Origin of the sequence: Anaerorhabdus sp., from assembly GCF_036637135.1 — a bacterium.
Taxonomy (GTDB): domain Bacteria; phylum Bacillota_I; class Bacilli_A; order Erysipelotrichales; family Erysipelotrichaceae; genus Anaerorhabdus.
Window position 1 is genome coordinate 37,735 of the sequence record NZ_JAVWNC010000006.1, and the last position, 26,539, is coordinate 64,273.

Sequence of the window (26,539 nt, forward strand, 5' to 3'; positions counted from 1 at the left end):
ATCAACACTACCAGCGGGAACTAAATTATATGCGGTATATGACGCAAATAAATATGATGTAACAATTCAGTATCAAAATGAAGAGGGTAGTACAATAAATGCAACTAAAACAATTAAAGATGCGCAATACAATACAACAGTTAACGCAATCGATCATATTATTGAAATTAATGGGTATACATTTAAAAGTTCAAATCCAGAAAGTGTAACTGTTTCCAGTGATGTACAAAAAAATAACATCATCTTAACTTATCAAAAAAATATGAAAAATATTTCATTCGAAATCTATGATAGAGTAGGTGGTGTTGATGAAACAACTGCGACTTATAAAGGTACGGCGAATGTATGGGAATTAGATTCACAAGTTGTACCGGTAGACTATCAAGATATTACGAAATCACAAAGTGTACATGATGGATATAGTTTAACTGGATATGAAGATGAAAATGGAAATAAAGTTGAACTATCAACAATGGCAACACTACCAGCAGGAACTAAATTATATGCGGTATATAAAGAAGCTCTTCAAGATTATACAGTTATTTATTATTCAATTGATGAAGCAAAAGAAATTGATAAGACATCTGGTCAAGAGTATTACAAAAAAGAAATTAAATATGATGCTTTCAACAAAAATATGAACGGATATGTATTTGCATATGCAAATCCAGAGAAACTAACTATTACTACAGATGCAGCGAAAAATGTAATGGAACTATATTACTATGTAGATGTTGTAGGCGGACGTGATTCGAATGGAAATGATACATCAGATAATATTCCAGATTGTTTCCAAGTTAAATTTACATACAATGTACAAACTGTAGGTACTGGATATGTTACGGATAGTAACTTAACTTCTGAGTATGAGTATGTAACACGAGTAGATGAAAATGGGGAATACAGTTTTACAGCAAAAGTGAAACCTATTGGGAAAGATATTGTTGCAAAATCTGCTGCAAATTATAAATTTGTTAAATGGGTAGACGGACAAAATAATTCTTATAACACAATCAATGATATTCGTAATAATGAATATCAGGATAGCGTTGTATTTACAGCGATATTTGAAAGAGTAGTTGTGCCTCCAACACCAACTGAGCCACCTGTTCTTCCAACGCCTGAAGTAATTGTTCCCCCGGTTAAACCTATTCCTGCAAATCCTCAACCAGAAATTATTCAGGAAGAAGATACACCAAAGATAGCACCAACTGCGACACCAAATGTAGAAGAAATTATTGATGAAGAAACACCAGAAATCGGTAAATCAAGTTGGGCACTAATCAACTTAATTGCGATGATTGTTGGGTTATTATTGACAATTGTACTCTTAGCTTCAAAACATGATAGTGATGAGGAAGAAGAAGACAATGGTGTGGTAAATCAAGATGAAGAAATGCCAGAGTTATATGAACGTAAACGTATTTATAAAGTATTGGGTACAATAATTTCACTTGTTTCTGTAGTTGTATTTGTACTTACAGAAAATGTATTATTGCCAATGGTTTTAGTAGATAAATATACACTCATTATGTTAGTCTTTGCTCTTATGAATGCTGTTACTCTTTACTTAGGTAGAAAGTGGCACGATGTCAATGAAGAAGAGGAAGTACATACACAATCTTAGATAAGAGACTGCACATTATATTGTGCGGTCTTTTTCGTTCTTGCACCACAAAAAAAATACGAATATAATGAATTAGTAAATATAATGAGGGGCGAATTATGAGACGGATGTCAAGTTTGCAGTTTTTGGAGATACTGCGCAAAACGCTTAATAAGGTTGATCCAAGATTGGTAAATCATGGTGAAAAAGTAGGTTATATGGTTTTTGTTATTTTGAATTCAGTCGGAAAATATAATCAAGATCAAATAATTCAAATAACTTTGTTAGCTATTTTACATGATATTGGTGCATACAAAACTGAAGAAATTGATGACATGATGGAATTTGAAAACAATCATGTTTGGTTTCATTCGATATATGGCTATTTATTCATGAAAAATTTATCAATTATGAAAGATGATGCATTGCCGTTGCTATATCATCACCTGTCCTATTCGGCTTATAAGGAAGTTGGACTTGAAGAGGATGATATTGCAGGGTTGATTCGTTTAGCTGATCGCATAGATGTTAATTTGGGATATAATGATCCAGAAGGTTGTAAGGCATGGATAAAAGAAAATAGAGGAACGGTGTTATCTCCGTATTGGGTTGATCTATTTTTAACTATGCCAAATCATGATGACCTGCTTAATCAATTGTATGATTCAAGCTATCGCCAGTATGCACGTAAGATGGCGGAGAATGTAAGACTTGGTCATCGATTAATTGAGAATTACTTAACAGTAATTGCTTATGCGATTGATTTTAGAAGTGAGTTTATGATTTTACATACAGTAACTACAGTTAATGTGAGTTTGGCTATAGGTAAAAGAATGGTATTGAATCCAGAAGATATGAGTAATTTATATTATGGATCTCTATTACATGATGTAGGTAAAATTGCATGCCCTATTTCAATACTAGAAAAGCCAGGCAAACTGACTGATGATGAAATGGAAATCATGAAGGAGCATGTTGTTGAGACAAGGAATATACTTGAAGGTTCTATACATGATGATATAACTGAAATTGCATCAAGGCATCATGAAAGAGTTGATGGTTCGGGGTATCCTCGGCATCTTAAACTTGCTGATTTAACGCTACCGCAATGCATTTGTGCTGTTGCTGATATTGTGAGTGCATTGGTAAGGCAACGTAGTTATAAAGATGCTTATGATAAAGAAAAGACATTAACTATTCTTAAAGATATGAATTCGAAAGGTTTACTGAATCGTGATGTTGTTCAAGAGGTAGTAGATAATTTTGATGAAATTATGAAAGAAACAGAATCGGATGGGCAAGAGGTAATGGATGCTTATAAGGCAATTCAAAATGAATATAAGTATTTAATCGATAAGTATAAGGATTTGGATATATAACGGTATTTAGTTAGCATGTAATAGTTTATAAATACAAAAGAAGCGCTCGAGAAGCGCTTTTCATTTGACAGTTTTGTTATAATAAAATTAGGTGAGATTATGATACTGAATATAAGTGGAAGAACGGATATTGTAGCGTTTTATACAAATTGGCTTATGAATCGATTCAATGAAGGGTATGTAGATGTGAGAAATCCATTTTATCCTCGAAGTGTAAGTCGTATCTTTTTTTAATGATGTAGAAGCAATTGTTTTTTGCACCAAAAACCCCAAACCAATTCTTCCGTATTTAGACAAAATAAATATACCATCAATTTTTCAAGTTACATGTACACCCTATACTTCTGATATTGAACTTGCAGTAGGTGATAAAAAAGAAATAATCGATTCAATGATTGAACTGAGTCGAAGACTTGGCAAAGAAAATGTTGTGCTTCGTTATGATCCAATTTTAATTAATGATAAATACACTGTTGATTATCATGAACGGGCATTTGAACGTTTATGTTCTTTGTTGGAAGGGTATGTAGGGCAAGTTATTGTTTCTTTTGTGGATGAGTATAAAAATGTGAATCGTCACATGGGGAAACTTAAAATAAAGCAGTTATCAGAAGAAGATTACATCAATATTGGAAAAAGGCTCGTAAAAATTACTAATAAATATGGAATGAGTATTCAAACATGTTATGAAAAAAATGATTTATCATCGCTGGGTTTCATTCAATCTGCTTGTTGTACTAAGGAATTAGCCTATAGATTAACTGGTAGAAGTAATTTTCCAAAGTGGAAAGCGCGTGATTGTGGGTGCGTTGAAATGGTGGATATTGGGGCATATAATACGTGTGGGCACTATTGTAGGTATTGTTATGCTAACTATGATGAGAAGAATGTCGCACTAAATCGGAAGAAGCATGATGAGAAATCGTCCCTTTTAATAGGGTATTTGGATGAAAATGATGTAATAAAGGTAAGAAAAAAATAAATCTATATATAATAAGGATAAGAAAATAACGCGAAAAAAGATTAAAACAGGCAAAATTTGGATTCGAAAGTTAGATACGGAAGAATAAACTATGGAATATGGGGCAAAATGCTCCGTATTTTTTGTTTTTTAAAAAGATTAAAAACATGAAAAAAAACTGTTGCAATAGGGTTTTGTAAGTGTTACTATATAAAAGCACTCGCATGGACGTGGGAGGTTGCCGGCACGCCGAAAAGCGTTGTCATAGGCGTCAAGCCGGGTAATTCACACCGAGCGATTATCGCAAGATAAGTGAAATAAAGGAGGAAAATTTCATGGCAAAAAATTCAGTAAGAATTCGTTTGAAAGCTTACGAGCACAGAAGTCTAGACCAAGCAAGTGAAAAGATTGTTTCAACTGCTACTAGCCACGGTGCAAAAAAAGTTGTTGGTCCAGTTCCACTACCAACTGAAAGACAAGTGGTAACAGTTCTTCGTGCGGTACATAAGTACAAAGATGCACGTGAACAATTTGAAATTAGAACACATAAACGTTTGATTGAGATCATCGGTCCAAGCGCAGAGACTATCGACGCATTAAGTCGTTTAGATTTGCCAAGTGGTGTCGATATCGAAATCAAGCTGTAAGAAAGGTTTGAGGTGACATCATGAAAGGTATATTAGGACGTAAACTTGGTATGACTCAAGTGTTTACAACTGACGGGACATTAATTCCAGTTACTGTTGTAGAAGCAACACCAAACGTAGTTATGCAAAAGAAAACAAATGAGAATGATGGCTATGAAGCTGTTCAATTAGGTTTCGAAGACATCAAAGAATCTAGAGCTACTAAGGCAAACAAAGGTCATGCTGCAAAAGCAAGCACTGCTCCAAAACGTTTCGCTCGCGAACTTCGTGCTGATGAAATGGCTAACTTAGAAGTTGGAGCTGATGTAAAGGTTGATATCTTTTCCGCTGGTGATATTGTCGACGTAACAGGAATTAGTAAAGGTAGAGGGTATAACGGTACTATCGTTAGAAATAACGCTAAGATCGGACCTAAATCACATGGTTCTGGGCATCACAGACATATCGGTTCATTAGCTACAACAGGTATTACATCTAGAAAAGGTGGTATCGATAAAGGTACTACAATGGCTGGACAAACTGGTGGCTATGTAACAACTAACCAAAATCTAGAAATCATTAAAGTTGATGTAGAAAATAACTACATGTTAATAAAAGGAAATGTTCCAGGACCAAGAAAAGGTCTTGTCATGGTTAAAACAACTGTGAAAGGTGTTAAGAACGTTCCTGCAAAAGAATTAATCAATTATGCTCCAGTTGTAGAAGAAACAACAACTGAAGTTGCTAAAGAGGAGGAATAAGACATGCCAAAGGTAGATGTATATAGCCAAGAAGCGAAAGTCATTAAACAAATCGATTTGGCCGATGCAGTATTTGGCATTGAACCTAATCAACAAGCAATGTTTGATGCAATCGTAATGCAACAAGCTAGCATGCGCCAAGGAACTCACAAAACAAAAACACGTAGTGAAGTTTCTGGTGGTGGTAAAAAACCATTTAGACAAAAAGGTACTGGACGCGCTCGTCAAGGGTCAATCCGTGCTGTTCAATGGAGAGGTGGAGGAATTGCCTTCGGACCTACTCCAAGAAGCTATGCTTACAAATTAAACCGTAAAGTTCGTCGTTTAGCTCTTAAGTCAGTATTAAGTGCAAAGGTAGCTAACAACAACTGTACAATTATTGAATCAATTAAATTTGATGCAATCAAAACTAAGAGCTTCGTAGAAATGATGAAAGCATTCAACTTCGAAAGAAAAACATTATTCGTAGTAGACATCGCTGAAGAATTCGACAACGCTTTCTTATCAATGAGAAACGTATCGAATGCAATGATGTTAACTGTTGAAGGATTAAATGTATACGATATTGCAAATGCTGATCAAATCGTAATTACTGAAGCTGCTGCTACTAAAGCAGGGGAGGTACTTGCATAATGAGTAACGCTAGAGATATTATCATCCGTCCTATCATCACTGAAAAAACAATGAAGATGATGGATGCTGACAATAAAATTACATTTGAAGTTGCAAAAGGAACTAACAAAACTCAAGTTCGCCAAGCAATTGAAGAAATCTTCAAAGTAAAAGTAGAACAAGTAAATATCTTAAACTGTCGTCCAAAACAAAAACGTGTAGGTAAATACACTGGTACAACAAGCGCTGTTAGAAAAGCAATTGTTAAATTACCTGAAGGACAAGACATCGATTTATTTAAAGATAAATAAGAATAACGGAAGAAGAACGCTATTTCCGGACAAAATGCGTAAGGAGGACCATTAAGTAATGGCTATTAAGAAATATAAACCAACGACACCTGGCCGTCGTGGCATGAGCACGTTGATGAATGATGAGATTACTACTTCTACACCAGAACGCTCATTATTGTCACCACTTAGCTCAAAGGGTGGACGTAATAACACAGGACGTATAACAACTCGCCATCAAGGTGGAGGACATAAACGTCAATACCGTATTATCGATTTCAAACGTAATAAGGACAATGTTCCAGCTACAGTTGCTACAATCGAATACGATCCAAACAGATCTGCAAACATCGCATTATTAAATTATGCTGATGGTGAAAAGAGATATATCATTGCTCCTAAAGGATTAACTGTTGGACAAACAGTTGTATCTGGAGTTGAAGCTGATATTAAAATCGGTAACTCATTAGAAATGAAAAACATGCCTGAAGGTACTGTTGTTCATAACGTTGAATTAAAACCTGGTAAGGGTGGACAACTTGCACGTAGTGCTGGATGTTCTGCACAAATCCTTGGTGTTGAAGATCGTTATGTAACTGTACGTTTAACATCAGGAGAAGTAAGAAAAATTCTTGCTAACTGTCGTGCAACTGTTGGTTCAGTAGGTAATGAAGATTACAGCTTAATCAATGTTGGTAAAGCAGGACGTTCTCGTTGGATGGGTATCCGCCCAACAGTTCGTGGTTCGGTTATGAACCCTAATGATCACCCTCATGGTGGTGGGGAAGGACGTACTCCTATCGGACGTAAGTCACCTATGACTCCTTGGGGTAAAAAAGCTATGGGTGTTAAAACTCGTAGTGATAAGAAACAAAGTTCTAAATATATTGTAAGAGGCCGTAAAGGTAAATAACGAAAGGAAGGAAAAGTAAATGACACGTAGTTTAAAAAAGGGTCCATTCTGTGATGACCACTTAATGAAAAAAGTTGAAGCATTGAATGTGGCTGGTAAAAAAGAAGTTATTAAAACATGGTCACGTCGTTCAACAATTTTCCCAAGTTTCGTTGAACATACATTTGCAGTGCATAATGGTAAAGAACATGTCCCAGTATTTGTAACTGAAGATATGGTTGGACATAAACTTGGTGAATTCGTACCTACTCGTAAATATGGCGGGCACGGTGACGATAAGAAAGCGTAGGAGGAAAGAAAATGGAAGTTAAAGCAACAGCAAAGACAGTACGTATCGCTCCTCGCAAAGTAAGATTAGTGTTAGATCTAGTAAGAGGAAAAGATGCTGCTGAGGCAGCTGCAATCCTTAAGTTCACACCTAATCATGCAGCTGCAGAAATTGGCAAAGTACTTAAGTCAGCAGTAGCAAATGCTACAAATAATCATAAATTAGATGAATCAAAACTATATGTAAAAGCATGCTATGCAAATGAAGGAATCACTATGAAAAGATTCATGCCAGCTGCAAAAGGTAATGCACATCAAATTTTAAAACGCACAAGCCACATCACTGTTGTGGTTGATGAGCGCTAGGAAGGGGTTCAGATATGGGTCAAAAAGTTAGTCCTATTGGAATGCGTGTCGGAGTCATCCGTGATTGGGATTCTAGATGGTACGCAGAAAAAGAATACGGAAACCTATTAATGGAAGACGTTAAAGTCCGCAAATTTTTAGAAAAAGAACTACATAACGCTTATGTTTCAAGAATTGAAATTGAACGTACTTCTAACGAATTGAAATTAATCATTCGTGCAGCTCGTCCAGGTGTTCTTGTAGGGAAAAATGAAAAAGATGAAGACAAGATGGAGTCTTTAAAGAAAAAACTATCAACAATTGCTAAAGGTAAAGATATCAAGATTGATGTATTAGAAATTGCTAATCCAGATTTAGATGCTTACTTAGTAGCTCGTAAGATTGCTGAACAACTTGAAGGACGTCAATCTTTCAGAACAACTCAAAAGAAAGCAATCCAACAAACTATGCGTTCAGGAGCTAAAGGAATTAAAACTTTAGTATCAGGTCGTTTAGGTGGTGCTGATATCGCTCGTGGTGAAGGTTACTCTGAAGGAGTTGTACCTCTACATACATTACGTTCAGATATCGACTACTGTTGGTATGAAGCAAATACTACTTATGGTAAATTAGGTGTTAAAGTTTGGATTTGTCGTGGACAAGTATTACCAGGACAAATGGTTAAAGAACCAGAAGCTCCTAAAACACCACAAGGTCGTGGACCTCGTCGTCCTCGTAACAATGACCGCCGTGCTCCAAGAAATGCTGAAGCAAAAGCACCAGTTGCTGCATCAGCTAATGGGGAAGCTACAAAGGGAGGTAATTAATTATGTTAATGCCTAATAGAACAAAATATAGAAGACCTCATCGTCAAAGCTATGAAGGTCGTTCAAAGGCTGGACGTCAAGTTGCGTTTGGTGAATATGGATTAGTTGCAGAGCAAGGTGCTTATGTTTCTAACCGTCAAATCGAGGCTGCTCGTATTGCTATGACTCGTTATATGAACCGTGGTGGTAAAGTTTGGATCAAAATTTTCCCACACTTAGCAATTACAAAGAAACCTCTAGAAGTACGTATGGGATCTGGGAAAGGTGCTCCTGAAGGTTGGGTAGCAGTTGTTCAACCAGGTCGTGTATTATTCGAAGTTAGTGGAGTTAGTGAAGATATCGCTCGTGAAGCTTTACGTCTTGCTTCTCATAAGCTTCCAATTAAAACTAGATTTGTTAAGAAAGGTGAGGAGGAAAAATAGATGAACGTTAAAGAAATTCGTGAAAAAAGTAATGAAGAATTACTAAAAGATATTGAATCTTTAAAAGAAGAACTATTCAACTTACGCTTTCAACAAGCTACAGGTCAACTAGAAAATCCATCACGTATGAAGGATATCAAGAAGACAATTGCTCGTATCAAAACAATCATCACTGAGCGCACGCTTAGTGATGCGAAGTAGGAGGGTCTAAGTTATGGAAAGATCTAATCGTAAAGTATTACGCGGTAAAGTTGTTTCAGATAAAATGAACAAGACAATTACTGTTGAAGTTGCAACAAATAAGAGTCACGACTTATATTCAAAACGCGTTAAATATTCTAAGAAATTCAAAGCTCATGACGAAAACAATGAGGCAAAAATTGGGGATATCGTTGAAATTATGGAAACACGTCCATTATCAGCTGATAAACACTTCCGTCTTATTAAAATCGTTGAAAAAGCTGTAATTCTTTAAGCACAAGGAGGAAGATGAAAGATGATTCAAAATGAAAGCAGATTAAACGTCGCTGATAACACCGGTGCTAAAGAATTATTAGTTATCCGTTGCTTAGGCGGAAGCGTTCGTAAAAGTGCAAGCATTGGCGATGTCGTTGTTTGTGCTGTAAAAGCAGCTGCTCCTGGTGGAACAGTTAAAAAAGGTGATGTAGTCAAAGCTGTAATCGTGAGAACAGTTTATGGCGTACGTCGCGAAAATGGTTCTTACATTAAATTTGATGATAATGCAGCAGTTATTATTAAAGATGATAAAACACCTAAAGGGACACGTATTTTCGGTCCTGTGGCAAGAGAACTTCGTGATAGAGAATATATGAAAATTGTTTCTCTAGCACCAGAAGTACTGTAGGAGGTCAATGATGAAAATTAAAAAAGGCGATAAAGTAAAAGTTATCACTGGACACTACAAAGGAACTATTGGGGAAGTTACTGCTGTATTCCCTAAGGAAGAAAAAGTCATTGTTGAAGGTGTTAACTTAATCAAAAAGAGTTTAAAACCAACTCAAGCAAATCCAGAGGGTGGAATCATTGAAAAGGAAGCTCCAATTCATGTTTCTAACGTTATGGCTTATGATTCAAAAGCAAAAGCTGCTAGCCGCGTAGGTTATAAAGCAGATGGAGATAAGAAAGTACGTGTTTATAAAAAATCAGGTGCTGAAATCAAAGGAGGTAAGAAGAAATAATGAACCGCCTTCAAGAAAAATATACAACAGCAGTTATTCCTGCTTTAGTTAAAAAGTTTGAATATACAACTGTTATGCAATGTCCAAAGATTGATAAGGTAGTTATCAACTTAGGTGTTGGTGAAGCTATTGCAAATCCTAAAGTATTAGATGAAGCAGTTGCAGAATTAACTCAAATCGCAGGTCAAAAACCTGTTATCACAAAGGCTAAAAAATCTATCGCGAACTTCAAACTTCGTGAAGGTATGCCTATTGGATGTAAAGTTACATTACGTGGTGAAAAAATGTATGAATTCTTAGATAAACTATTCAACATTTCACTACCTCGTGTACGTGATTTCCGTGGTGTGAGTAACACAGCATTTGATGGCCGTGGAAACTACACTCTTGGTGTAAAAGAACAATTAATCTTCCCAGAAATTAACTTTGATAAAGTTACTAAAACTCGTGGTATGGATATTGTTATTGTTACAACAGCAAACACAAATGAAGAAGCAAAGGCATTGCTAGCTGAAATGGGCATGCCGTTTGCTAAATAAGGAGGACTAATCAATGGCAAAAACATCAAAGAAAATTTCACAACAACGTCCTCAAAAATTCTCAACACGTGAGTATACAAGATGTGAGCGTTGTGGACGTCCACATTCAGTATTACGTAAATATAAACTATGCCGTATTTGCTTCCGTGAATTAGCTTACAAAGGCCAAATTCCTGGAGTAAAGAAGGCTAGCTGGTAAGGAGGAAGTTACGATGAATATGACTGATCCAATTGCAGATATGCTTACAAGAATCCGTAATGGAGTTCAAGCTCATCATGAGACTGTTGAAATCCCTGCTTCTAAAGTGAAGGTAGAGATTGCAAAGATTCTAAAGAGTGAAGGATACATTATGAATTATGCAGTAAGCGGAGAAACAGCTGCTGAAAAGAAAATTACAGTTACACTTAAATATGGAGCTAATAACGAAAAAGTTATTAGTGGTATCAAAAGAATTTCAAAACCAGGTCTTCGCGTTTATGCTAAGACAGATTCAGTACCTCGCGTACTTAATGGTTTAGGAATTGCAATTATCTCAACTTCTCAAGGTCTTATGACTGATAAAGAAGCTAGAGCTAAACACGCAGGCGGCGAAGTTGTCGCTTATGTGTGGTAGACACTGAAAGGAAATCAATAGAATGTCACGTATCGGAAATAAAGCGATTACCATTCCAGCTGGAGTTGAAGTAACAGTTGCAGCTGGTAATGAGGTGACTGTAAAAGGCCCTAAGGGTACTTTAACACGTCAGTTTAGTACATTAATGGATATTAAACAAGACAATGGTGTTATCACTGTTGTTCGTGCAAACGAAGAAAAACATACAAAACAATTACATGGTACAACTCGTGCATTACTTAACAATATGATCGAAGGAGTCCACGAAGGATTCACTCGTACACTTGAAATCGTAGGTATCGGGTTCCGTGCTGCTGTAGCTGGTAAAAAATTAACACTTAACATTGGTTACTCACACCCAGTTGAATTCATTGTTGAAGAAGGACTTACAGTAGAATGTCTTTCTAACACTGAAATCAAAGTTACTGGTATTGATAAACAACGTGTTGGTGAATTTGCAGCAAATGTTCGTGCAACTAGAAAACCAGAACCTTATAAAGGTAAAGGTATTCGTTACAAAGGTGAACAAGTCCGCCGTAAAGAAGGTAAAACGGCTGGTAAGAAATAGTGGGAAAGGAGATCATAGACTATGCTTAAGAAAATTTCAAAAAATGAAACAAGATTACGCCGCCATGCGCGCGTACGTACTAAAGTTAGTGGAACTCCTGAATGCCCACGCCTTAATGTCTTCCGTTCTAACGCTCACATTCACGTTCAAGTGATTGATGATGTAAACGGCAAAACATTAGCTGCATGTTCAAGCGTTAATATGAAACTTGCAAATGGTGGAAATAAAGAAGCCGCTCAAAAAGTAGGTGCTGAAATTGCAAAACTTTGCAAAGCAGCAAATATATCAAAAGTAGTATTTGACCGTGGAGGTTATGTATATCACGGACGTGTCCAAGCTTTAGCTGATGCAGCTAGAGAAGCTGGACTGGAATTCTAGAAAGGGGCTCATGATGGAACGTAAACCAAGAAGAGTAGAACGCGAAAAAGAATTTGAAGAACGCGTTGTTGTCATTAATCGTGTCAGCAAAACTGTTAAAGGTGGTCGCCGTATGCGCTTCTCCGCTCTAGTAGTTGTTGGTGATAAAAAAGGTCGTGTTGGATATGGAACAGGTAAAGCTAACGAAGTACCTGATGCAATCAAAAAAGCGATCGAAGCTGCTAAGAAGAATGTTGTATCTATTAGCTTAGTAAATGGTGGGAAAACAATTCCTCATTCAATTACTGGTGTATATGGAGCTGGTGAAGTATTCCTTCGCCCAGCTGCAGAAGGTACAGGAGTTATCGCTGGTGGTGCTGTCCGTGCAGTTCTTGAACTTGCAGGTGTAAGCGATGTATTGTCAAAATGCATCGGATCACGTACACCTATTAACATGGTTCATGCAACTATGGAAGCATTAACTAACTTGAAAACTGTTGAAAGCGTAGCTAAACTACGTGATAAAAAACCACAAGAAATTCGATAAGGAGGAGAAAGGTTTATGAAATTAAATGAAATGAAATTTACCGAAGGCGCTCGTCGCAACTCTTATCGAGTTGGTAGAGGTCACGGGTCTGGTAATGGTAAAACAGCTGGTAAAGGAAACAAAGGACAAAACGCACGTAGTGGTGGTGGAGTTGCTTTAGGTTTCGAAGGGGGTCAAACTCCTCTTTACAAACGTATTCCAAAGAGAGGGTTCACAAACTATACTCGTAAAGAATATGGAACTGTAAATATTGAAAGTTTAAATTGTTTCGAAGATGGATCTGTTGTTACAATCGAAATATTGCTTGAAACAGGTCTTGTAAGAAAAAATTTAGATGGTATTAAAGTATTAGGAAATGGCAAATTAGAAAAGAAGTTAACTGTACAAGCTAACAAATTCTCTAAGTCAGCTCAAGAGTCAATTGAAAAAGCAGGCGGAAAAGTTGAGGTGATCTAATATGATCCAAACTTGTATCAACTTGTTCAAGAACAAGGATACTAGAAATAAAATTCTATTCACTTTAGCGATGCTCTTCATATATAGATTGGGTTCTGCAATTCCATCACCTGGAATTAATATGGACGCAATTAGAGGTGGTATTGCTGATAATTCATTATTAAGTATGATGAATTTATTAGGTGGAGGTTCCCTTCAAAAATTCTCAATTTTTGCAATGGGGGTTGGTCCTTATATTACTGCATCAATCATCATTCAGTTATTAAGCATGGATGTTATCCCTGCTTTAACTGAAATGGCTAAATCAGGTCAACAAGGACGTATGAAAATGGATAAGATTACACGCTATTTGGGTGTAGTATTATCATTTGCTCAAGCCTTCACTATGATTTATGCATTTGATGTTTCAAGTCATATTCTTGAGGCAAGTTCACTTGCTAATTACTTATATACAGCTACTGTATTGACTGCAGGAACAATGTTCTTGTTGTGGATTGGTGATCGTATATCACAAAAAGGAATGGGTAATGGAGTTTCTATTATCATCTTTGCTGGGATTGTATCGAACTTACCATTCACATTCAGCCAAACATACTCTGTATTAGTTGACGCTTCAAATCAAACAGCAATGTTTAATGGATTGATTCAATTCGCTCTATTCGTTGCTATGTATTTGGTTATCATTCTACTTGTTGTTGTTATGCAACTAGCAGTTAGAAAGATTCCTATCCAATATACTTCTAGTTCAGTACAAAGAGGTAAGAATGATATTACTTATTTGCCGTTTAAAATAAATTCAGCATCAGTAATTCCAGTAATTTTTGCGCAATCAATTATGACTGCGCCACAAATTATTTCAAGTTTCTTTCCTGCTAATGGCTTTACAGAAGCAATGGGAAATATACTAAGTTTACAAAAACCTATTGGTTTAGTAATCTATGCTACACTTACGATTTTATTTACATTCTTCTATACTAATATGCAAGTTGATCCTAGCAAGGTTGCTGAAAACCTTGGTAAAGGTGGAGCTTACATTCCTGGGATTCGTCCTGGTAATGAAACAAAAGAGTATTTAGGAAAAGTATTAAATCGTATTACGGTTCTAGGTGCTGCAGGACTTACGTTCTTAGCATTACTTCCTTACTTACTACCAATGGTAACTAATCTACCTACTTCTACTGCAATCGGTGGAACAGGAATTATCATTGTTGTTGGTGTAGCTATGGAAACAATGAGCCAACTTAAAGGACAATTAACTCAGAAAGCATATCGTGGCTTTCTAAATAAATAAGAAGGTGTTTAGATGAATATTCTCATCATGGGGCCTGCCGGGAGCGGGAAGGGTACAATGTCTGAAAAGATATTGGAAAACTACAACATTCCACATATCTCTACTGGAGATATGTTAAGAGAAGCAATTAAAAAAGGAACAGATTTAGGATTACAAGCTCAAACATTCATGAATGAAGGCAAGCTTGTACCAGATGATCTAGTCATTGGATTAATTGCAGAAAGACTTCAACAAGAGGATTGCCAACAAGGCTATCTAATTGATGGATTTCCAAGGTCACTTCCACAGGCAAAAGCATTAGAAGAAATCACAAATAAGATTAATAAGCCAATTCAAATGGTTCTTAATTTAACTGTAGAATTTGATGCCCTCGCTGAGAGAGTGACTGGAAGAAGAATTTGTAAAAACTGTGGAGCGATATATCACGTAAAGAGTAATCCACCAAAAGTGGAAGGAATTTGCGATGTATGTGGTTCACCATTAACACAACGTGCTGATGATACAGTTGAGCAACTTCGAGTTCGTTTAGACGAACACTATAAAAATACACAACCTTGCCTTGATTACTATAAGGAAAAAGGTTTAGTAGTTGATATTAATGCATCAAGACCAATAGAAATGGTGTATAATGATATCAGCTGTGCTTTGGCAAAGTGAAGAAAAACTTCAATAATGAAACTATTTAGGTGATTTATTTCATCTAAATAGTGTTCTTTCCAAAGAAGACAATTCTATATAAAGAACGAGGAGGAACACTTTTTAATGGGCAAACAAGATGTCATTGAAATTGATGGAATTGTTGAAGAAACACTTCCGGATGCAAAGTTTAAAGTGAAACTACAGAATGGACATGTGATCTTGGCTCACGTTTCTGGTAAAATCCGTATGCATTACATTCGCATTTTACCAGGCGATCGTGTCACTGTAGAAATTTCACCATATGATTTAACACGTGGGCGAATTACATTTAGACATAAATAGTCTAGGAGGGAAATAACACATGAAAGTAAGACCATCAGTCAAACCAATCTGTGATAAGTGCCGAATCATCAAACGCAAAGGTACCGTTATGGTAATTTGTGAAAACCCTAAACATAAACAACGTCAAGGAAACTAGGAGGAAGATAAGATATGGCTCGTATTGCAGGAATAGATATTCCACGTGACAAACGTGTAGTAGTATCTCTAACATATGTCTACGGAATTGGACCAACAACAGCTGCGAAAATTCTTAAGGACACAAACATTAGCGAAGACATTCGCGTTAAAGACTTAACTGACGATCAAGTTAATGCTATCCGTCAAGAAGTTGACAAAATTAAAGTAGAAGGTGACCTTCGTCGTGAAGTTCAACTTAATATCAAACGTCTAATGGAAATTGGATGTTACCGCGGAATTCGTCACAGACGTGGATTACCAGTTCGTGGACAAAGAACAAAAACAAACGCTCGTACTCGTAAAGGACCACGCCGTACTGTAGCGAATAAGAAGAAATAGTGATAGGAGGAGAAAATAATGGCAAATGCAAAAACAAATACACGTAAAAAACGTGTCCGCAAGAATATAGCTAAAGGCGTTGCACATATTCATTCAACATTCAACAACACTATCGTGACTATCACTGATGAAGCTGGAAACGCTATTGCTTGGTCAAGTGCTGGAGCATTAGGTTACAAGGGTTCTCGTAAGTCAACACCATATGCTGCACAAATGTGTGGTGAAGCTGCTGCAAAAGCTGCAGTTGATCATGGTATGAAGGTTGTAGAAGTAAGCGTTAAGGGACCAGGTCCTGGACGTGAAGCTGCTGTAAGATCATTACAAACTGCTGGACTTGAAATTACAGTTATCAATGATGTAACTCCAATTCCACATAACGGATGTCGTCCACCAAAACGACCTCGTGGTTAGTAAAAGATAAAGGAGGGAACACGATATGCAAAAATTTGAACGTGCCAATTTTGAAGTTAAAGAATATGTTGAATCAGACAATTACGGTAAATTTGTAATTGAGCCTCTTGAAAGAGGGTTTGGAACTACAATTGGTAATGCACTTAGACGTGTTTTACTTTCCTCATTACCGGGAGCTGCTGTTTACTGTATAAAAGTAGACGGTGTTTATCATGAATTTACATCAATTCCTGGTGTTCAAGAAGATGTTACTATGATCATCTTGAATATTAAACAATTGATTATGAAGATTGATAACGATGAAATTCATACATTAAGAATTTCTGCTAAAGGTCCATGTACTGTTACTGCAGGGGATATTATTTGCCCAGCAGGTGTTGAAATTCTAAACAAAGATCTTGAACTTGCTCACTTAGAAGTAGGTGGAGTTCTTGAAATGGAATTAAAAGCACGCAACAGCCGTGGTTATATTAGTGCTGATGGTAATAAACAACTTTACCAAGGGTCATCACAAGGTATTGGAACAGTTTATACTGACTCAATCTATACGCCAGTTGATCGTATCTCTTATACTGTTGAACCTACTCGTGTAGGTCAAGACGCTAAGTATGATCGTCTAGTGTTTGAAGTATATACAAATGGTTCTATTACTCCTCAAATGTCATTGGCATTGGGATCTAAGATTCTAATTGACCACCTTGATATTTTAGCTAATATTCAAGATGCTGTAGTTGATATGGAATCTTGCATTAAAGATGCTAATGGTGAAGTAGTAAACAAAGGTCTAGTTATGATGATTGAAGATCTAGACTTATCTGTACGTTCTTATAACTGCTTAAAACGTGCAGGAATTCAAACAGTTGAAGAGTTAACTCAAAAAACTGAAGATGAAATGATGAGAGTTCGTAACTTAGGTAAGAAATCTCTTAAAGAAGTTAAAGATAAGATCTATGAATTAGGTTTTAGCTTTAAATCATTCGACTAATATAGCAAGGAGGAAATAGACAATGTGGAATCGTAAATTTGGACGCAAAGCTGACCATCGTAAAGCAATGCTTAGAAATATGGCAACATCAGTAATCCTTCATGGAAAAATTGAAACAACTGAAATGAAAGCAAAAGATCTTCGTTCTGTTGTAGATGAAATGATTACTTTAGGTAAACGTGGTGACTTACACGCTCGTCGTCAAGCTGCTGCTTATATCCGTAATGTTGTAGCTGATGAAAAGACTGAACAAACAGTACTTCAAAAGTTATTTGATGAAGTAGCACCTAAATACGTTGATCGTAATGGTGGATACACTCGTGTTATCAAAACTAGATCACGCCGTGGAGATAATGCTCCAATGGCTATCATTGAATTAGTTTAATTCAAATATAAAACTCAAGTTTATGCTTGAGTTTTTATTTTGGGAAAAGAGTATTTGCCTTGTATCTAGGTAAACGGGATTATAATAAAATTAGAAGGAGCTTATACCTATGTTTAACCAAGATATTAAGAAAGTAACACAATGGATTATTTTAGCAGGAGTTTGTACGGTATTTATATTCATACTGATGAAGGCAGATACGTTACTCCAAGTACTTAGTAAGATACAAACATTACTAACACCACTAGTTTTTGGATTGGGGTTTGCATTTATTATTAATTTATTCTCTAGCAGGATAGAAAGATTATTAGGGAAGTGGTTTAAAGATAACAAGCATATGAATAAAATTAAACGACCAGTCGCTATTTTTACAACGATTATTCTTGCGGTTATCATTTTTTATTTTCTAACGATATCGATTTTCCCACAACTTATACAAAGTCTTCAAATGTTTGCAAAGCAATTACCAAGTTATATTAAATCGATTGAGGAGTTAATTAATAAAACAATGACATCACTTAAGATAGATTATGTATCGACATTCTCTAATTCGGATTCGTGGGTTAAAATTGTGCCACAAATTACAAATTATCTTACAAAAGTATTACCCGATTTATATAAGAATGCGATGAGTATTTCAATTACTTTCTTAAATGTATTTATGGGATTTATGATTTGTTTCTATTTCTTGATGGATAAAGAAAAATTTATACTTCAAGCAAAAAAAATTCTTGCGGCATTATTACCTATAAAGGTAGCAAATAAAGTGCTAGAAGTATCAAGTAAGAGTAATCATATTTTTTCAATGTATGTTAGAGGGCAATTAACAGAATGTTTATTAGAAGGAATTATATTTATAATTGTTTTAACATTACTAAAATTTCCTTATGCTTTACTGATTGGTAGTATGGTGTGTGTATTAAGTATAGTACCAGTATTAGGGGCGACATTTGTTTGTATCTTTGGATTCTTACTTATTTTAGCGATTAATCCATTACAAGCTGTTTTATTTGTCATAATTTACCAAGTGATTCAACAACTTGAAAGTAGTTTACTTTATCCACGTGTTGTAGGTAATTCTGTTGGATTACCAGGTGTTTTAGTACTTACATCGGTGTTCTTGTGTGGTGGCTTATTTGGATTAATCGGTGTTTTATTAGGCGTTCCAATGACTGCAGTTGTATATACTTTATTTAGAGAATTTGTTTATTATATGCTAGATCGAAAGAAAGTAATTGTTGATGGAAATCAAATACAACATGTAGATGACGTATCAAAATAATTAAATATTGTTTAAAATCAGGGAAACCTGATTTTTTTGTTATGACTGCAGTGGGGTTATTTGGTATAATGATTGCATGAAAAAAATAGCGATATTACTTTTGAGTTTAATGATAACTGGTTGTACAGCAAAATCAATACAACCTTCTTTTGATCATGATGTAAAACAAACAAGTTCTTCTGAGGTTTATGATTACCTAAATCAAAGTTTGGATAGCTTCATCTTTTCTAAATCTGATTTACCTACATACAAAGGCGAAACAGTTGAGTGGGGTGTTGTAAGTGGTGAGGGTGAAATCATTGAAAACAAGCTTGTTAAAAAGAGTACGGCAAAGGAATATGAACCGATTGTACTTGAAGGTACTGTTCAAGGAGAAACATATACGTTTGAAAATATTATGTTATTGGATGAGCAAACAGGATATTTGATGACATACTTTGGTGGTGATGATAAGAATTACGAGAATCCAAAGCTAGCCTATACTTTCGATGGCATGCTATGGTATCTTATCAATGATGATAAGCCAATATTTAAAGCAACAACGGGTTCGAAGAAAGTAAGAGATCCATCCATGGTAAGAAAGAAAGACGGAACATTTGCACTAATCGCAACACAAGGATGGGATAACCCCTCGATTTATGTATGGGACACAGTAGATGGTGTGACTTATGAGAATGAAAGGTTACTTCAAGTTAATAAATCAAATGATGATTTAAAAATGAGTGAGAAACAAGCTTGGGCACCAGAGGCGTTTTATGATCGTAGGATTGATCAATATATCGTTACATGGTCAAGTCCAAAGGATGGAGGTATGTTTTATAACTATACCAATGATTTTAATGATATAAGTTACCCTAACCAATTATTAGATACTGGTTTTACAGTAATTGATGGAACTATCATTAAAGAAGGTTATAATTATACAATCATACTAAAAGATGAAAGAGAACCGATGGAAGAATATTCACAATTATTTCTAGGGACATCAGAAACAGACTATTTAGGATTTGATACATTTTCATCAAAGAGAATTACAGGGCATCAAAGTGAAGGCCCATTTTACTTAAAGCGTGATTATGATTATATTTTGTATTATGATGATTACACAAGAAAACAATTTCAAGCAATGACTACATACGACTTGCGCAGTGAAGAGTTTGAAGATGTTGAAATGATCAAGGAAGTTATTGCACCAATGACAAGTCCTAGACATGCCAGTGTTATTCCAATTACATGGAAAGAATGGGAAAGACTAACGAAAGGTTTCAATGTTGAGGTGAGTGAATGAGAAAAATAGGAATATGGTGTTTGACACTCATTCTATTAGCGGGATGTGGGCAAGCAAATCAAAAAATAAGTAATGACCAAATATCAATACTAAAAGAGGCAATTGTGGCAACACAAGAGTTACAAAACTATACAAAGAATGAAGATCTAGTTATGAAAGTTTTTATGGATGAAGAAATAACATTGCATTCAACGACAAAGATTGAAACGAGAATTAATAATGTAAATGAAAAAGCAGAGGGATATTTAAACATGAATGTCTCGGTTGAAGGTGTTGGTGAAGGAGATATTCAACTTTGGGCGAAAAATAATCAATTCTATATTGAAAGTGATGGGCAACGTGCAATTCAAGAAGGTACGATGGAAGACTTTGGGCAGCAACTAGTAGAAAATGATTTCTCTAAAATGATTGAAAGTTTTGATTATATAAACGGACGCGTAAAAACAAATGGCAACAAGATGACGATTTCCACTCAATTGGATGAATTGCAAATATTACAACTATTACAATCACAAGGTGAAACATATGATGAAATTAAACTTAACATAAAAACGAATCGTGTGGATTTTGTGATTAGTGATAATAAATATTTAACTGAAATTCATTTTGATGTTTTAGTGGATATCATTGAAGAGGAAACAACAATTAGCAATGAAATAGTAATGAATATGATTGTGAGTGATATGAATGCAACAGAAATTGTATTTCCAGATGATTTAGCAGATTTTGGTAATAAACAAGCAACCAATCAAACTAATCAAAATAAACTGATGAAACAATTAATCGATGGAGCAGGCTACGTGGAAGTAGAGCCAGGAGTTATTGAATATGATTGGGGAACAGAGAGATATCAATTTGATTTCAATCGTTTAGATTTCAATTTAATCACGAAAAGTGGTACATATACATACAATTGGAATGAAGAATTAGGAACATTTGGTGGTGTATGTACATACAACTTTGCACAATCTGAAAATATTGGGTGTAATGAGGAAGAAGTAGCTAACATTCAATTAGCGAAAGAATTATTTGATTCAGAGTGTCAATATAGTGGTGTATCACCAAGTTCATTAAACTAGGAAAAGGGGAAAAGAAAATGAGAGCGGTTATTTCGGTAGTAGGAAAAGATAGAACAGGGATTCTTGCATTTGTGAGCTATGAATGTTTGAAGTATGAGGCAAATATTGAAGATGTATCTCAAACAGTTATGCAAGATGTATTTAACATGTTTATGATTGTGGATATCAACAAAGGAACAGAAGAATTTATTGAATTTGTGAATTACCTTGATAAAAAAGGTAAAGAGAATAATCTTGTTATTCACGTTATGCATGAAGATATTTTCAATGCAATGCATACAATTTAGGTGATTGTTTATGTTGAATACAAATAAGATTGTAGAAACAATCAAGATGATTCAAGAAGAAGATTTAGATATTCGTACAATTACGATGGGAATCTCTTTGTTGGATTGTGCTGATACAGATATTAAGAAGTCATGCGAGAAAATATACAATAAAATTGTTACAAAAGCAAAAGATCTAGTAAAAGTTGGAGAAGATATATCTAGGGAATATGGTATTCCTATTATCAATAAACGTGTATCTGTAACACCAATTAGTTTATTAGTTGATGTCAGCGGTGGAGATCCGGTAGAATATGCAAAAACGTTGGATCGTGCTGCGGAAGCTGTGGGAGTCAATTTTATCGGAGGTTATTCGGCGCTTGTTCAAAAAGGAATGACACCTGGAGAAATTAAACTTATCGAATCAATTCCTGAAGCATTGGCAGTTACAAGTAAAGTGTGTAGTAGTGTTAATATTGGATCGACTCGTGCTGGTATCAATATGGATGCGGTTAAAACAATGGGACAAATTGTTGTTCGATGTGCAGAGATGACAAAGGATAATCAATGTTTAGGTGCAGCAAAATTAGTTGTATTCTGTAATGCGGTTGAAGATAACCCATTTATGGCAGGTGCTTTTCATGGAGTTTCGGAAGCAGAAGTTGTGATTAATGTTGGTGTATCAGGGCCAGGGGTAGTAAGAAGTGCGGTTTCTAAAGCAGGACCGGATTGTACAATGGATGAAATCGCTGAAATTATTAAGAAAACAGCATTTAAGATAACTCGTATGGGACAACTTGTCGGAACAGTAGCAAGCGAAAGATTAGGAGTTCCCTTTGGAATTGTTGATTTATCATTAGCTCCAACACCAGCGGTTGGAGATTCAGTGGCTTATATCTTAGAAGAAATGGGACTTGAACAATGTGGAGGACCAGGGACTACTGCGTGTTTGGCGATGTTAAATGATGCAGTTAAAAAAGGTGGAGTCATGGCTAGTGGCAATGTTGGTGGTTTAAGTGGTGCATTTATTCCGGTTTCAGAAGATGCAGGAATGATTGAAGCTGTGAGAGCTGGTTCGTTAACATTAGAAAAATTAGAAGCAATGACAGCTGTATGTTCAGTTGGTTTAGATATGATAGTTGTGCCTGGAGACACAACACCAGAAGTAATTTCAGGCATCATAGCGGATGAAGCAGCAATTGGTATGGTAAATAGTAAAACAACAGCAGTTCGTATTATTCCGGCTATTGGATGTGCAGATGATGATGAATTAGAATTTGGCGGGTTACTTGGAAGTGGTCCTATCATGAAAATAAGTAAAGTATCACCAAAAGTGATGATCAATCGTGGAGGAAGAATTCCAGCTCCATTACAAAGTTTGAAGAACTAAAACAAAAGTCATTCATTTCGAATGACTTTTATATAATGTTAAATAACTTTGCGTCATTGCCCAAAAGATTTGATAGACCTTTATAAGGTCAATTTCTATACTTTTTCTAGGAGGTGTTCATATGAGCATAGGTAGCAAAATATATGAGTTAAGAAAAAAACAAAATCTATCACAAGAAGGACTTGCGGAGAAGTTAGAAGTAACAAGACAAACTATATCAAATTGGGAGTGTGATGAAACAATTCCGGATCTAAAATATGCGAATCAATTAGCACAAGTTTTTCATGTAAGTGTAGATTATTTAGTTGGGAATGATTGTCTTCAACCGACAATAGAAAAAGTGAGTAATATTGAAAAACTAGCAGGAATAATTATTAAGCTAATTAAGTATTTGGGAATTGTATTAATCGCACTCATTTTAATAGGATTTATTTCTATATTATTTTTTATGAATAACAAACAAACAAACAAATGTTACTAAAGATGGTGGCTACTCTTATGCATTGCTTTCATGTCGAGTGGGTGAGAACACATATGATATAAGCATTGGTGATAACGGCTTCTATGATTGCAAGGGATGTAGTGATAAGATGAATGTTTATTTAAATGATATTACAGAATGGCCTACACGAGATGAGGGTGTTAAAAATATTGAAAAATATTTTAAAGAAAATGGTGGAAGTTGCGAATAAAATGATTGCGATATCGTGATGATTTAAATGAAGTTATTCAATGATTATATTGAGTAACTTTTTAATTAGAAAAAAAATTAAAAAAAATTACAAATTATACTTGCATATGTTTTAAGTGTGTTATATACTAACAAAGCTGACTCACTAAGTTAGCAAAAAACGAACTTGAAAACAGCGAAATTAATTTCAAAAAAAATTAAAAAAATGCTTGCATTAAGTTCTCAAATGTTATACAATAACAAAGCTGAACCGCTAAAGGAAATCAGCGAACGATCTTTGAAAACTAAATAGGAAATTAAACAACGAACGTCAATTTAAAAAAAGCAATAAAAGGATAAAGCTGACAAAAAGTCAGTGAACATAAGAGCAATCAAACGGAGAGTTTGATCCTGGCTCAGGATGAACGCTGGCGGCGTGCCTAATACATGCAAGTCGAACGAACTTGAGGGAGCTTGCTCCTAAGAGTTAGTGGCGAACGGGTGAGTAATACATAACCAACCTACCTATAAGGACTGGGATAACGTTTGGAAACGAACGCTAAAACCGGATAGGTTATCGGAAGGCATCTTCTGATAATTAAAGGTGAGAAACACAAATAGATGGGGTTATGTCGCATTAGTTAGTTGGTGAGGTAACGGCCCACCAAGACGATGATGCGTAGCCGGCCTGAGAGGGTGAACGGCCACATTGGGACTGAGACACGGCCCAAACTCCTACGGGAGGCAGCAGTAGGGAATTTTCGGCAATGGGCGAAAGCCTGACCGAGCAACGCCGCGTGAGTGATGACGGCCTTCGGGTTGTAAAGCTCTGTTGTAAAGGAAGAACGGCCTGGATAGAATCTAGGAGTGACGGTACTTTACCAGAAAGCCACGGCTAACTACGTGCCAGCAGCCGCGGTAATACGTAGGTGGCAAGCGTTATCCGGAATTATTGGGCGTAAAGGGTGCGTAGGCGGTTGATTAAGTTTTAGGTGAAAGCGTGGGGCTCAACCCCATATAGCCTAAGAAACTGGTCGACTAGAGTACAGGAGAGGGCAATGGAATTCCATGTGTAGCGGTAAAATGCGTAGATATATGGAGGAACACCAGTGGCGAAGGCGGTTGGCTGGCCTACAACTGACACTGAGGCACGAAAGCGTGGGGAGCAAATAGGATTAGATACCCTAGTAGTCCACGCCGTAAACGATGAGAACTAAGTGTCGGAGAAATCCGGTGCTGCAGTTAACGCAATAAGTTCTCCGCCTGGGGAGTATGCACGCAAGTGTGAAACTCAAAGGAATTGACGGGGGCCCGCACAAGCGGTGGAGTATGTGGTTTAATTCGAAGCAACGCGAAGAACCTTACCAGGTCTTGACATACCGCGCAAAAGCATAGAGATATGTAATAGTTATGGCGGATACAGGTGGTGCATGGTTGTCGTCAGCTCGTGTCGTGAGATGTTGGGTTAAGTCCCGCAACGAGCGCAACCCTTGTCTTCAGTTACCATCATTAAGTTGGGGACTCTGGAGAGACTGCCGGTGATAAACCGGAGGAAGGTGGGGATGACGTCAAATCATCATGCCCTTTATGACCTGGGCTACACACGTACTACAATGGCAACTACAGCGTGAAGCCAGCTAGTGATAGCGAGCAAATCACACAAAGGTTGTCTCAGTTCGGATTGAAGTCTGCAATTCGACTTCATGAAGTCGGAATCGCTAGTAATCGCGGATCAGCATGCCGCGGTGAATACGTTCTCGGGCCTTGTACACACCGCCCGTCAAACCATGAGAGTTGGTAATACCCGAAGCCGGTGGCCTAACCTGTAAAGGAGGGAGCCGTCGAAGGTAGGACTGATGATTGGGGTTAAGTCGTAACAAGGTATCCCTACGGGAACGTGGGGATGGATCACCTCCTTTCTAAGGAGAAAGAAGTACAGAAATTGAGTTCGCGTTAAAATTCCTATTTAGTTTTGAGAGATCGTAAAAGAAATCTCAGAAGTTCTTTGAAAACTGAATAACAGAGAAAGACAGATAAAAAGGTCTTTCTGAAAAGTTGAAAAACTAGATTTCAAAAATCAGAACAGCAATGAAATGATTTTAGGAAAAACATAGTAAAAACAGTTCAATCTAAAAAAAAGAAGTCCATGAGAAGAAATCTCAGTCTTATGGCAAAGTGATTAAATGAAAAAGGGCGTACGGTGAATGCCTTGGCATAATGAGCAGAAGAAGGACGCAGCGAACGGCGAAACGCCTCGGGGAGTGGTAAGCACACAGAGATCCGGGGATATCCGAATGGGGGAACCCAGCACTGGTAATGCAGTGTTATCCATAAGTGAATACATAGCTTATGAGAAGAGAACGCAGGGAATTGAAACATCTTAGTACCTGTAGGAGAAGAAAATAAAAATGATTCCCTAAGTAGTGGCGAGCGAAAGGGGAAGAGCCCAAACCAGTCTTAGGACTGGGGTTGTAGGACCACAATGTGGTACTCAAACGGTTAGTCGAACGGCATTGAAAGGCCGGTCAAAGAAGGTGCAAACCCTGTAGACGAAAATCGAATGAGACCTAGTGGAATCCTGAGTACGGCGAGGCACGTGAAACCTTGTCGGAATTAGCCGGGACCATCCGGTAAGGCTAAATACTCCATTATGACCGATAGTGAACCAGTACCGTGAGGGAAAGGTGAAAAGAACCGCGGGAGCGG

37 protein-coding genes, 2 rRNA genes and 1 pseudogene are annotated in these 26,539 nt (G+C 36.5%); all 40 read left to right on the forward strand.

Going from position 1 to position 26,539, the window contains the following annotated elements; genetic code table 11:
- Positions 1–1,627 (forward strand): annotated as a pseudogene (locus RR643_RS01920) (hypothetical protein); the annotation flags it as partial.
- 98 nt (positions 1,628–1,725) lie between these two features.
- A complete protein-coding gene (locus tag RR643_RS01925; protein ID WP_332482150.1) occupies positions 1,726–2,985 on the forward strand; it encodes an HD domain-containing phosphohydrolase in 1,260 nt (419 codons plus the stop codon).
- A gap of 99 nt (positions 2,986–3,084) precedes the next feature.
- The gene (locus RR643_RS01930; RefSeq protein WP_332482151.1) at positions 3,085–3,219 is read left to right on the forward strand and encodes a DUF1848 family protein; all 135 of its coding nucleotides are present in this window, start codon (positions 3,085–3,087) and stop codon (positions 3,217–3,219) included.
- 43 nt (positions 3,220–3,262) lie between these two features.
- On the forward strand, positions 3,263–3,967 hold the full coding sequence (locus tag RR643_RS01935; RefSeq protein ID WP_332482176.1) for a DUF1848 family protein: 705 nt from the start codon (positions 3,263–3,265) through the stop codon (positions 3,965–3,967).
- A gap of 314 nt (positions 3,968–4,281) precedes the next feature.
- Positions 4,282–4,593 (forward strand): 30S ribosomal protein S10, encoded by a 312-nt coding sequence (gene rpsJ / locus RR643_RS01940; RefSeq protein WP_078712853.1) that lies wholly within the window; start codon positions 4,282–4,284, stop codon positions 4,591–4,593.
- A gap of 20 nt (positions 4,594–4,613) precedes the next feature.
- A complete protein-coding gene (rplC, locus tag RR643_RS01945; RefSeq protein ID WP_332482152.1) occupies positions 4,614–5,333 on the forward strand; it encodes a 50S ribosomal protein L3 in 720 nt (239 codons plus the stop codon).
- A gap of 3 nt (positions 5,334–5,336) precedes the next feature.
- A complete protein-coding gene (gene rplD / locus RR643_RS01950) occupies positions 5,337–5,966 on the forward strand; it encodes a 50S ribosomal protein L4 (protein WP_332482153.1) in 630 nt (209 codons plus the stop codon).
- Positions 5,966–6,256, forward strand: a complete 291-nt coding sequence (rplW, locus tag RR643_RS01955; RefSeq protein ID WP_332482154.1) for a 50S ribosomal protein L23 — start codon at positions 5,966–5,968, stop codon at positions 6,254–6,256. Before rplD ends, rplW begins: the two co-directional genes overlap by 1 nt.
- 58 nt (positions 6,257–6,314) lie before the next feature.
- Complete coding sequence (rplB, locus tag RR643_RS01960) at positions 6,315–7,148, forward strand: 50S ribosomal protein L2 (RefSeq protein ID WP_332482155.1); 834 nt, start codon at positions 6,315–6,317, stop codon at positions 7,146–7,148.
- 19 nt (positions 7,149–7,167) lie between these two features.
- Positions 7,168–7,437, forward strand: a complete 270-nt coding sequence (gene rpsS / locus RR643_RS01965) for a 30S ribosomal protein S19 (protein ID WP_332482156.1) — start codon at positions 7,168–7,170, stop codon at positions 7,435–7,437.
- A gap of 11 nt (positions 7,438–7,448) precedes the next feature.
- Positions 7,449–7,781: a 50S ribosomal protein L22 gene (gene rplV, locus RR643_RS01970; RefSeq protein WP_332482157.1), complete on the forward strand. Its 333-nt coding sequence runs from the start codon at positions 7,449–7,451 to the stop codon at positions 7,779–7,781.
- A 14-nt stretch (positions 7,782–7,795) separates the two neighbouring features.
- Positions 7,796–8,587: a 30S ribosomal protein S3 gene (gene rpsC / locus RR643_RS01975; protein ID WP_332482158.1), complete on the forward strand. Its 792-nt coding sequence runs from the start codon at positions 7,796–7,798 to the stop codon at positions 8,585–8,587.
- Between the two features lie 2 nt (positions 8,588–8,589).
- Positions 8,590–9,009 (forward strand): 50S ribosomal protein L16, encoded by a 420-nt coding sequence (gene rplP / locus RR643_RS01980; RefSeq protein ID WP_332482159.1) that lies wholly within the window; start codon positions 8,590–8,592, stop codon positions 9,007–9,009.
- Positions 9,010–9,210 carry a 50S ribosomal protein L29 gene (rpmC, locus tag RR643_RS01985; RefSeq protein WP_332482160.1) on the forward strand — a complete coding sequence of 67 codons (201 nt, stop codon included), beginning with the start codon at positions 9,010–9,012 and terminating at the stop codon, positions 9,208–9,210. It abuts the gene before it with no gap.
- A 13-nt stretch (positions 9,211–9,223) separates the two neighbouring features.
- The gene (gene rpsQ, locus RR643_RS01990; RefSeq protein WP_332482161.1) at positions 9,224–9,484 is read left to right on the forward strand and encodes a 30S ribosomal protein S17; all 261 of its coding nucleotides are present in this window, start codon (positions 9,224–9,226) and stop codon (positions 9,482–9,484) included.
- Positions 9,485–9,505: 21 nt separating this feature from the next.
- On the forward strand, positions 9,506–9,874 hold the full coding sequence (rplN, locus tag RR643_RS01995; protein ID WP_332482162.1) for a 50S ribosomal protein L14: 369 nt from the start codon (positions 9,506–9,508) through the stop codon (positions 9,872–9,874).
- A 10-nt stretch (positions 9,875–9,884) separates the two neighbouring features.
- Positions 9,885–10,208: a 50S ribosomal protein L24 gene (gene rplX / locus RR643_RS02000; RefSeq protein ID WP_332482163.1), complete on the forward strand. Its 324-nt coding sequence runs from the start codon at positions 9,885–9,887 to the stop codon at positions 10,206–10,208.
- Positions 10,208–10,747 carry a 50S ribosomal protein L5 gene (rplE, locus tag RR643_RS02005; RefSeq protein WP_332482164.1) on the forward strand — a complete coding sequence of 180 codons (540 nt, stop codon included), beginning with the start codon at positions 10,208–10,210 and terminating at the stop codon, positions 10,745–10,747. Before rplX ends, rplE begins: the two co-directional genes overlap by 1 nt.
- Positions 10,748–10,760: 13 nt before the next feature.
- Positions 10,761–10,946, forward strand: coding sequence for a type Z 30S ribosomal protein S14 (locus RR643_RS02010; protein ID WP_332482165.1), 186 nt, complete (start codon positions 10,761–10,763; stop codon positions 10,944–10,946).
- A 13-nt stretch (positions 10,947–10,959) separates the two neighbouring features.
- Positions 10,960–11,361, forward strand: coding sequence for a 30S ribosomal protein S8 (rpsH, locus tag RR643_RS02015; protein ID WP_332482166.1), 402 nt, complete (start codon positions 10,960–10,962; stop codon positions 11,359–11,361).
- A gap of 22 nt (positions 11,362–11,383) precedes the next feature.
- Positions 11,384–11,929, forward strand: a complete 546-nt coding sequence (gene rplF, locus RR643_RS02020; protein WP_332482167.1) for a 50S ribosomal protein L6 — start codon at positions 11,384–11,386, stop codon at positions 11,927–11,929.
- A gap of 21 nt (positions 11,930–11,950) precedes the next feature.
- Positions 11,951–12,307 (forward strand): 50S ribosomal protein L18, encoded by a 357-nt coding sequence (rplR, locus tag RR643_RS02025; protein ID WP_332482168.1) that lies wholly within the window; start codon positions 11,951–11,953, stop codon positions 12,305–12,307.
- A gap of 13 nt (positions 12,308–12,320) precedes the next feature.
- On the forward strand, positions 12,321–12,833 hold the full coding sequence (gene rpsE, locus RR643_RS02030; RefSeq protein ID WP_332472639.1) for a 30S ribosomal protein S5: 513 nt from the start codon (positions 12,321–12,323) through the stop codon (positions 12,831–12,833).
- Between the two features lie 15 nt (positions 12,834–12,848).
- Positions 12,849–13,289 (forward strand): 50S ribosomal protein L15, encoded by a 441-nt coding sequence (rplO, locus tag RR643_RS02035; RefSeq protein ID WP_332472640.1) that lies wholly within the window; start codon positions 12,849–12,851, stop codon positions 13,287–13,289.
- Position 13,290: 1 nt separating this feature from the next.
- A complete protein-coding gene (gene secY / locus RR643_RS02040) occupies positions 13,291–14,580 on the forward strand; it encodes a preprotein translocase subunit SecY (RefSeq protein WP_332482169.1) in 1,290 nt (429 codons plus the stop codon).
- A 12-nt stretch (positions 14,581–14,592) separates the two neighbouring features.
- Positions 14,593–15,237, forward strand: a complete 645-nt coding sequence (locus tag RR643_RS02045) for an adenylate kinase (RefSeq protein ID WP_332472642.1) — start codon at positions 14,593–14,595, stop codon at positions 15,235–15,237.
- A gap of 105 nt (positions 15,238–15,342) precedes the next feature.
- The gene (gene infA, locus RR643_RS02050) at positions 15,343–15,561 is read left to right on the forward strand and encodes a translation initiation factor IF-1 (RefSeq protein WP_078712831.1); all 219 of its coding nucleotides are present in this window, start codon (positions 15,343–15,345) and stop codon (positions 15,559–15,561) included.
- A 19-nt stretch (positions 15,562–15,580) separates the two neighbouring features.
- A complete protein-coding gene (gene rpmJ / locus RR643_RS02055) occupies positions 15,581–15,697 on the forward strand; it encodes a 50S ribosomal protein L36 (protein ID WP_078712830.1) in 117 nt (38 codons plus the stop codon).
- A gap of 14 nt (positions 15,698–15,711) precedes the next feature.
- A complete protein-coding gene (gene rpsM, locus RR643_RS02060; protein ID WP_332482170.1) occupies positions 15,712–16,077 on the forward strand; it encodes a 30S ribosomal protein S13 in 366 nt (121 codons plus the stop codon).
- Between the two features lie 18 nt (positions 16,078–16,095).
- Positions 16,096–16,488: a 30S ribosomal protein S11 gene (gene rpsK / locus RR643_RS02065; RefSeq protein ID WP_078712828.1), complete on the forward strand. Its 393-nt coding sequence runs from the start codon at positions 16,096–16,098 to the stop codon at positions 16,486–16,488.
- A 25-nt stretch (positions 16,489–16,513) separates the two neighbouring features.
- The gene (locus RR643_RS02070) at positions 16,514–17,473 is read left to right on the forward strand and encodes a DNA-directed RNA polymerase subunit alpha (protein WP_332470105.1); all 960 of its coding nucleotides are present in this window, start codon (positions 16,514–16,516) and stop codon (positions 17,471–17,473) included.
- A 22-nt stretch (positions 17,474–17,495) separates the two neighbouring features.
- Positions 17,496–17,858 (forward strand): 50S ribosomal protein L17, encoded by a 363-nt coding sequence (gene rplQ / locus RR643_RS02075; protein WP_332470106.1) that lies wholly within the window; start codon positions 17,496–17,498, stop codon positions 17,856–17,858.
- 109 nt (positions 17,859–17,967) lie between these two features.
- Positions 17,968–19,140 carry an AI-2E family transporter gene (locus RR643_RS02080; protein WP_332482171.1) on the forward strand — a complete coding sequence of 391 codons (1,173 nt, stop codon included), beginning with the start codon at positions 17,968–17,970 and terminating at the stop codon, positions 19,138–19,140.
- 76 nt (positions 19,141–19,216) lie between these two features.
- Positions 19,217–20,428 carry a hypothetical protein gene (locus RR643_RS02085; RefSeq protein WP_332482172.1) on the forward strand — a complete coding sequence of 404 codons (1,212 nt, stop codon included), beginning with the start codon at positions 19,217–19,219 and terminating at the stop codon, positions 20,426–20,428.
- Entirely contained in the window at positions 20,425–21,507 is a 1,083-nt protein-coding gene (locus RR643_RS02090; protein WP_332482173.1) for a hypothetical protein, read from the forward strand. Before RR643_RS02085 ends, RR643_RS02090 begins: the two co-directional genes overlap by 4 nt.
- Before the next feature lie 17 nt (positions 21,508–21,524).
- Entirely contained in the window at positions 21,525–21,794 is a 270-nt protein-coding gene (locus RR643_RS02095) for an ACT domain-containing protein (protein ID WP_332482174.1), read from the forward strand.
- Positions 21,795–21,804: 10 nt separating this feature from the next.
- Positions 21,805–23,163, forward strand: coding sequence for a PFL family protein (locus tag RR643_RS02100; RefSeq protein ID WP_332470111.1), 1,359 nt, complete (start codon positions 21,805–21,807; stop codon positions 23,161–23,163).
- A 121-nt stretch (positions 23,164–23,284) separates the two neighbouring features.
- Entirely contained in the window at positions 23,285–23,644 is a 360-nt protein-coding gene (locus tag RR643_RS02105) for a helix-turn-helix domain-containing protein (protein WP_332482175.1), read from the forward strand.
- A 582-nt stretch (positions 23,645–24,226) separates the two neighbouring features.
- Positions 24,227–25,752: ribosomal RNA gene (locus tag RR643_RS02110) — 16S ribosomal RNA — on the forward strand.
- A 258-nt stretch (positions 25,753–26,010) separates the two neighbouring features.
- Positions 26,011–26,539 (forward strand): 23S ribosomal RNA (locus RR643_RS02115); the annotation flags it as partial.

Bases quoted from the DNA above. Each gene is read 5' to 3' on its own strand.
- rplC (WP_332482152.1), top strand. From the start codon at position 4,614: ATGAAAGGTATATTAGGACGTAAACTTGGTATGACTCAAGTGTTTACA.
- rplO (WP_332472640.1), top strand. From the start codon at position 12,849: ATGAAATTAAATGAAATGAAATTTACCGAAGGCGCTCGTCGCAACTCT.
- rplR (WP_332482168.1), top strand. From the start codon at position 11,951: ATGCTTAAGAAAATTTCAAAAAATGAAACAAGATTACGCCGCCATGCG.
- rpsK (WP_078712828.1), top strand. From the start codon at position 16,096: ATGGCAAATGCAAAAACAAATACACGTAAAAAACGTGTCCGCAAGAAT.
- RR643_RS02090 (WP_332482173.1), top strand. From the start codon at position 20,425: ATGAGAAAAATAGGAATATGGTGTTTGACACTCATTCTATTAGCGGGA.
- RR643_RS02095 (WP_332482174.1), top strand. From the start codon at position 21,525: ATGAGAGCGGTTATTTCGGTAGTAGGAAAAGATAGAACAGGGATTCTT.
- infA (WP_078712831.1), top strand. From the start codon at position 15,343: ATGGGCAAACAAGATGTCATTGAAATTGATGGAATTGTTGAAGAAACA.
- rpmC (WP_332482160.1), top strand. From the start codon at position 9,010: ATGAACGTTAAAGAAATTCGTGAAAAAAGTAATGAAGAATTACTAAAA.
- rplV (WP_332482157.1), top strand. From the start codon at position 7,449: ATGGAAGTTAAAGCAACAGCAAAGACAGTACGTATCGCTCCTCGCAAA.
- rplP (WP_332482159.1), top strand. From the start codon at position 8,590: ATGTTAATGCCTAATAGAACAAAATATAGAAGACCTCATCGTCAAAGC.
- RR643_RS02100 (WP_332470111.1), top strand. From the start codon at position 21,805: ATGTTGAATACAAATAAGATTGTAGAAACAATCAAGATGATTCAAGAA.
- rpsS (WP_332482156.1), top strand. From the start codon at position 7,168: ATGACACGTAGTTTAAAAAAGGGTCCATTCTGTGATGACCACTTAATG.
- rplN (WP_332482162.1), top strand. From the start codon at position 9,506: ATGATTCAAAATGAAAGCAGATTAAACGTCGCTGATAACACCGGTGCT.
- rpsH (WP_332482166.1), top strand. From the start codon at position 10,960: ATGAATATGACTGATCCAATTGCAGATATGCTTACAAGAATCCGTAAT.
- rpsM (WP_332482170.1), top strand. From the start codon at position 15,712: ATGGCTCGTATTGCAGGAATAGATATTCCACGTGACAAACGTGTAGTA.
- RR643_RS01925 (WP_332482150.1), top strand. From the start codon at position 1,726: ATGAGACGGATGTCAAGTTTGCAGTTTTTGGAGATACTGCGCAAAACG.
- RR643_RS02080 (WP_332482171.1), top strand. From the start codon at position 17,968: ATGTTTAACCAAGATATTAAGAAAGTAACACAATGGATTATTTTAGCA.
- RR643_RS02070 (WP_332470105.1), top strand. From the start codon at position 16,514: ATGCAAAAATTTGAACGTGCCAATTTTGAAGTTAAAGAATATGTTGAA.
- rplD (WP_332482153.1), top strand. From the start codon at position 5,337: ATGCCAAAGGTAGATGTATATAGCCAAGAAGCGAAAGTCATTAAACAA.
- rpsE (WP_332472639.1), top strand. From the start codon at position 12,321: ATGGAACGTAAACCAAGAAGAGTAGAACGCGAAAAAGAATTTGAAGAA.
- RR643_RS01930 (WP_332482151.1), top strand. From the start codon at position 3,085: ATGATACTGAATATAAGTGGAAGAACGGATATTGTAGCGTTTTATACA.
- rplQ (WP_332470106.1), top strand. From the start codon at position 17,496: ATGTGGAATCGTAAATTTGGACGCAAAGCTGACCATCGTAAAGCAATG.
- rplB (WP_332482155.1), top strand. From the start codon at position 6,315: ATGGCTATTAAGAAATATAAACCAACGACACCTGGCCGTCGTGGCATG.
- rplW (WP_332482154.1), top strand. From the start codon at position 5,966: ATGAGTAACGCTAGAGATATTATCATCCGTCCTATCATCACTGAAAAA.
- RR643_RS02045 (WP_332472642.1), top strand. From the start codon at position 14,593: ATGAATATTCTCATCATGGGGCCTGCCGGGAGCGGGAAGGGTACAATG.
- rpmJ (WP_078712830.1), top strand. From the start codon at position 15,581: ATGAAAGTAAGACCATCAGTCAAACCAATCTGTGATAAGTGCCGAATC.
- rplF (WP_332482167.1), top strand. From the start codon at position 11,384: ATGTCACGTATCGGAAATAAAGCGATTACCATTCCAGCTGGAGTTGAA.
- RR643_RS02105 (WP_332482175.1), top strand. From the start codon at position 23,285: ATGAGCATAGGTAGCAAAATATATGAGTTAAGAAAAAAACAAAATCTA.
- secY (WP_332482169.1), top strand. From the start codon at position 13,291: ATGATCCAAACTTGTATCAACTTGTTCAAGAACAAGGATACTAGAAAT.
- RR643_RS02010 (WP_332482165.1), top strand. From the start codon at position 10,761: ATGGCAAAAACATCAAAGAAAATTTCACAACAACGTCCTCAAAAATTC.
- rpsJ (WP_078712853.1), top strand. From the start codon at position 4,282: ATGGCAAAAAATTCAGTAAGAATTCGTTTGAAAGCTTACGAGCACAGA.
- RR643_RS02085 (WP_332482172.1), top strand. From the start codon at position 19,217: ATGAAAAAAATAGCGATATTACTTTTGAGTTTAATGATAACTGGTTGT.
- rplE (WP_332482164.1), top strand. From the start codon at position 10,208: ATGAACCGCCTTCAAGAAAAATATACAACAGCAGTTATTCCTGCTTTA.
- rpsQ (WP_332482161.1), top strand. From the start codon at position 9,224: ATGGAAAGATCTAATCGTAAAGTATTACGCGGTAAAGTTGTTTCAGAT.
- rpsC (WP_332482158.1), top strand. From the start codon at position 7,796: ATGGGTCAAAAAGTTAGTCCTATTGGAATGCGTGTCGGAGTCATCCGT.
- rplX (WP_332482163.1), top strand. From the start codon at position 9,885: ATGAAAATTAAAAAAGGCGATAAAGTAAAAGTTATCACTGGACACTAC.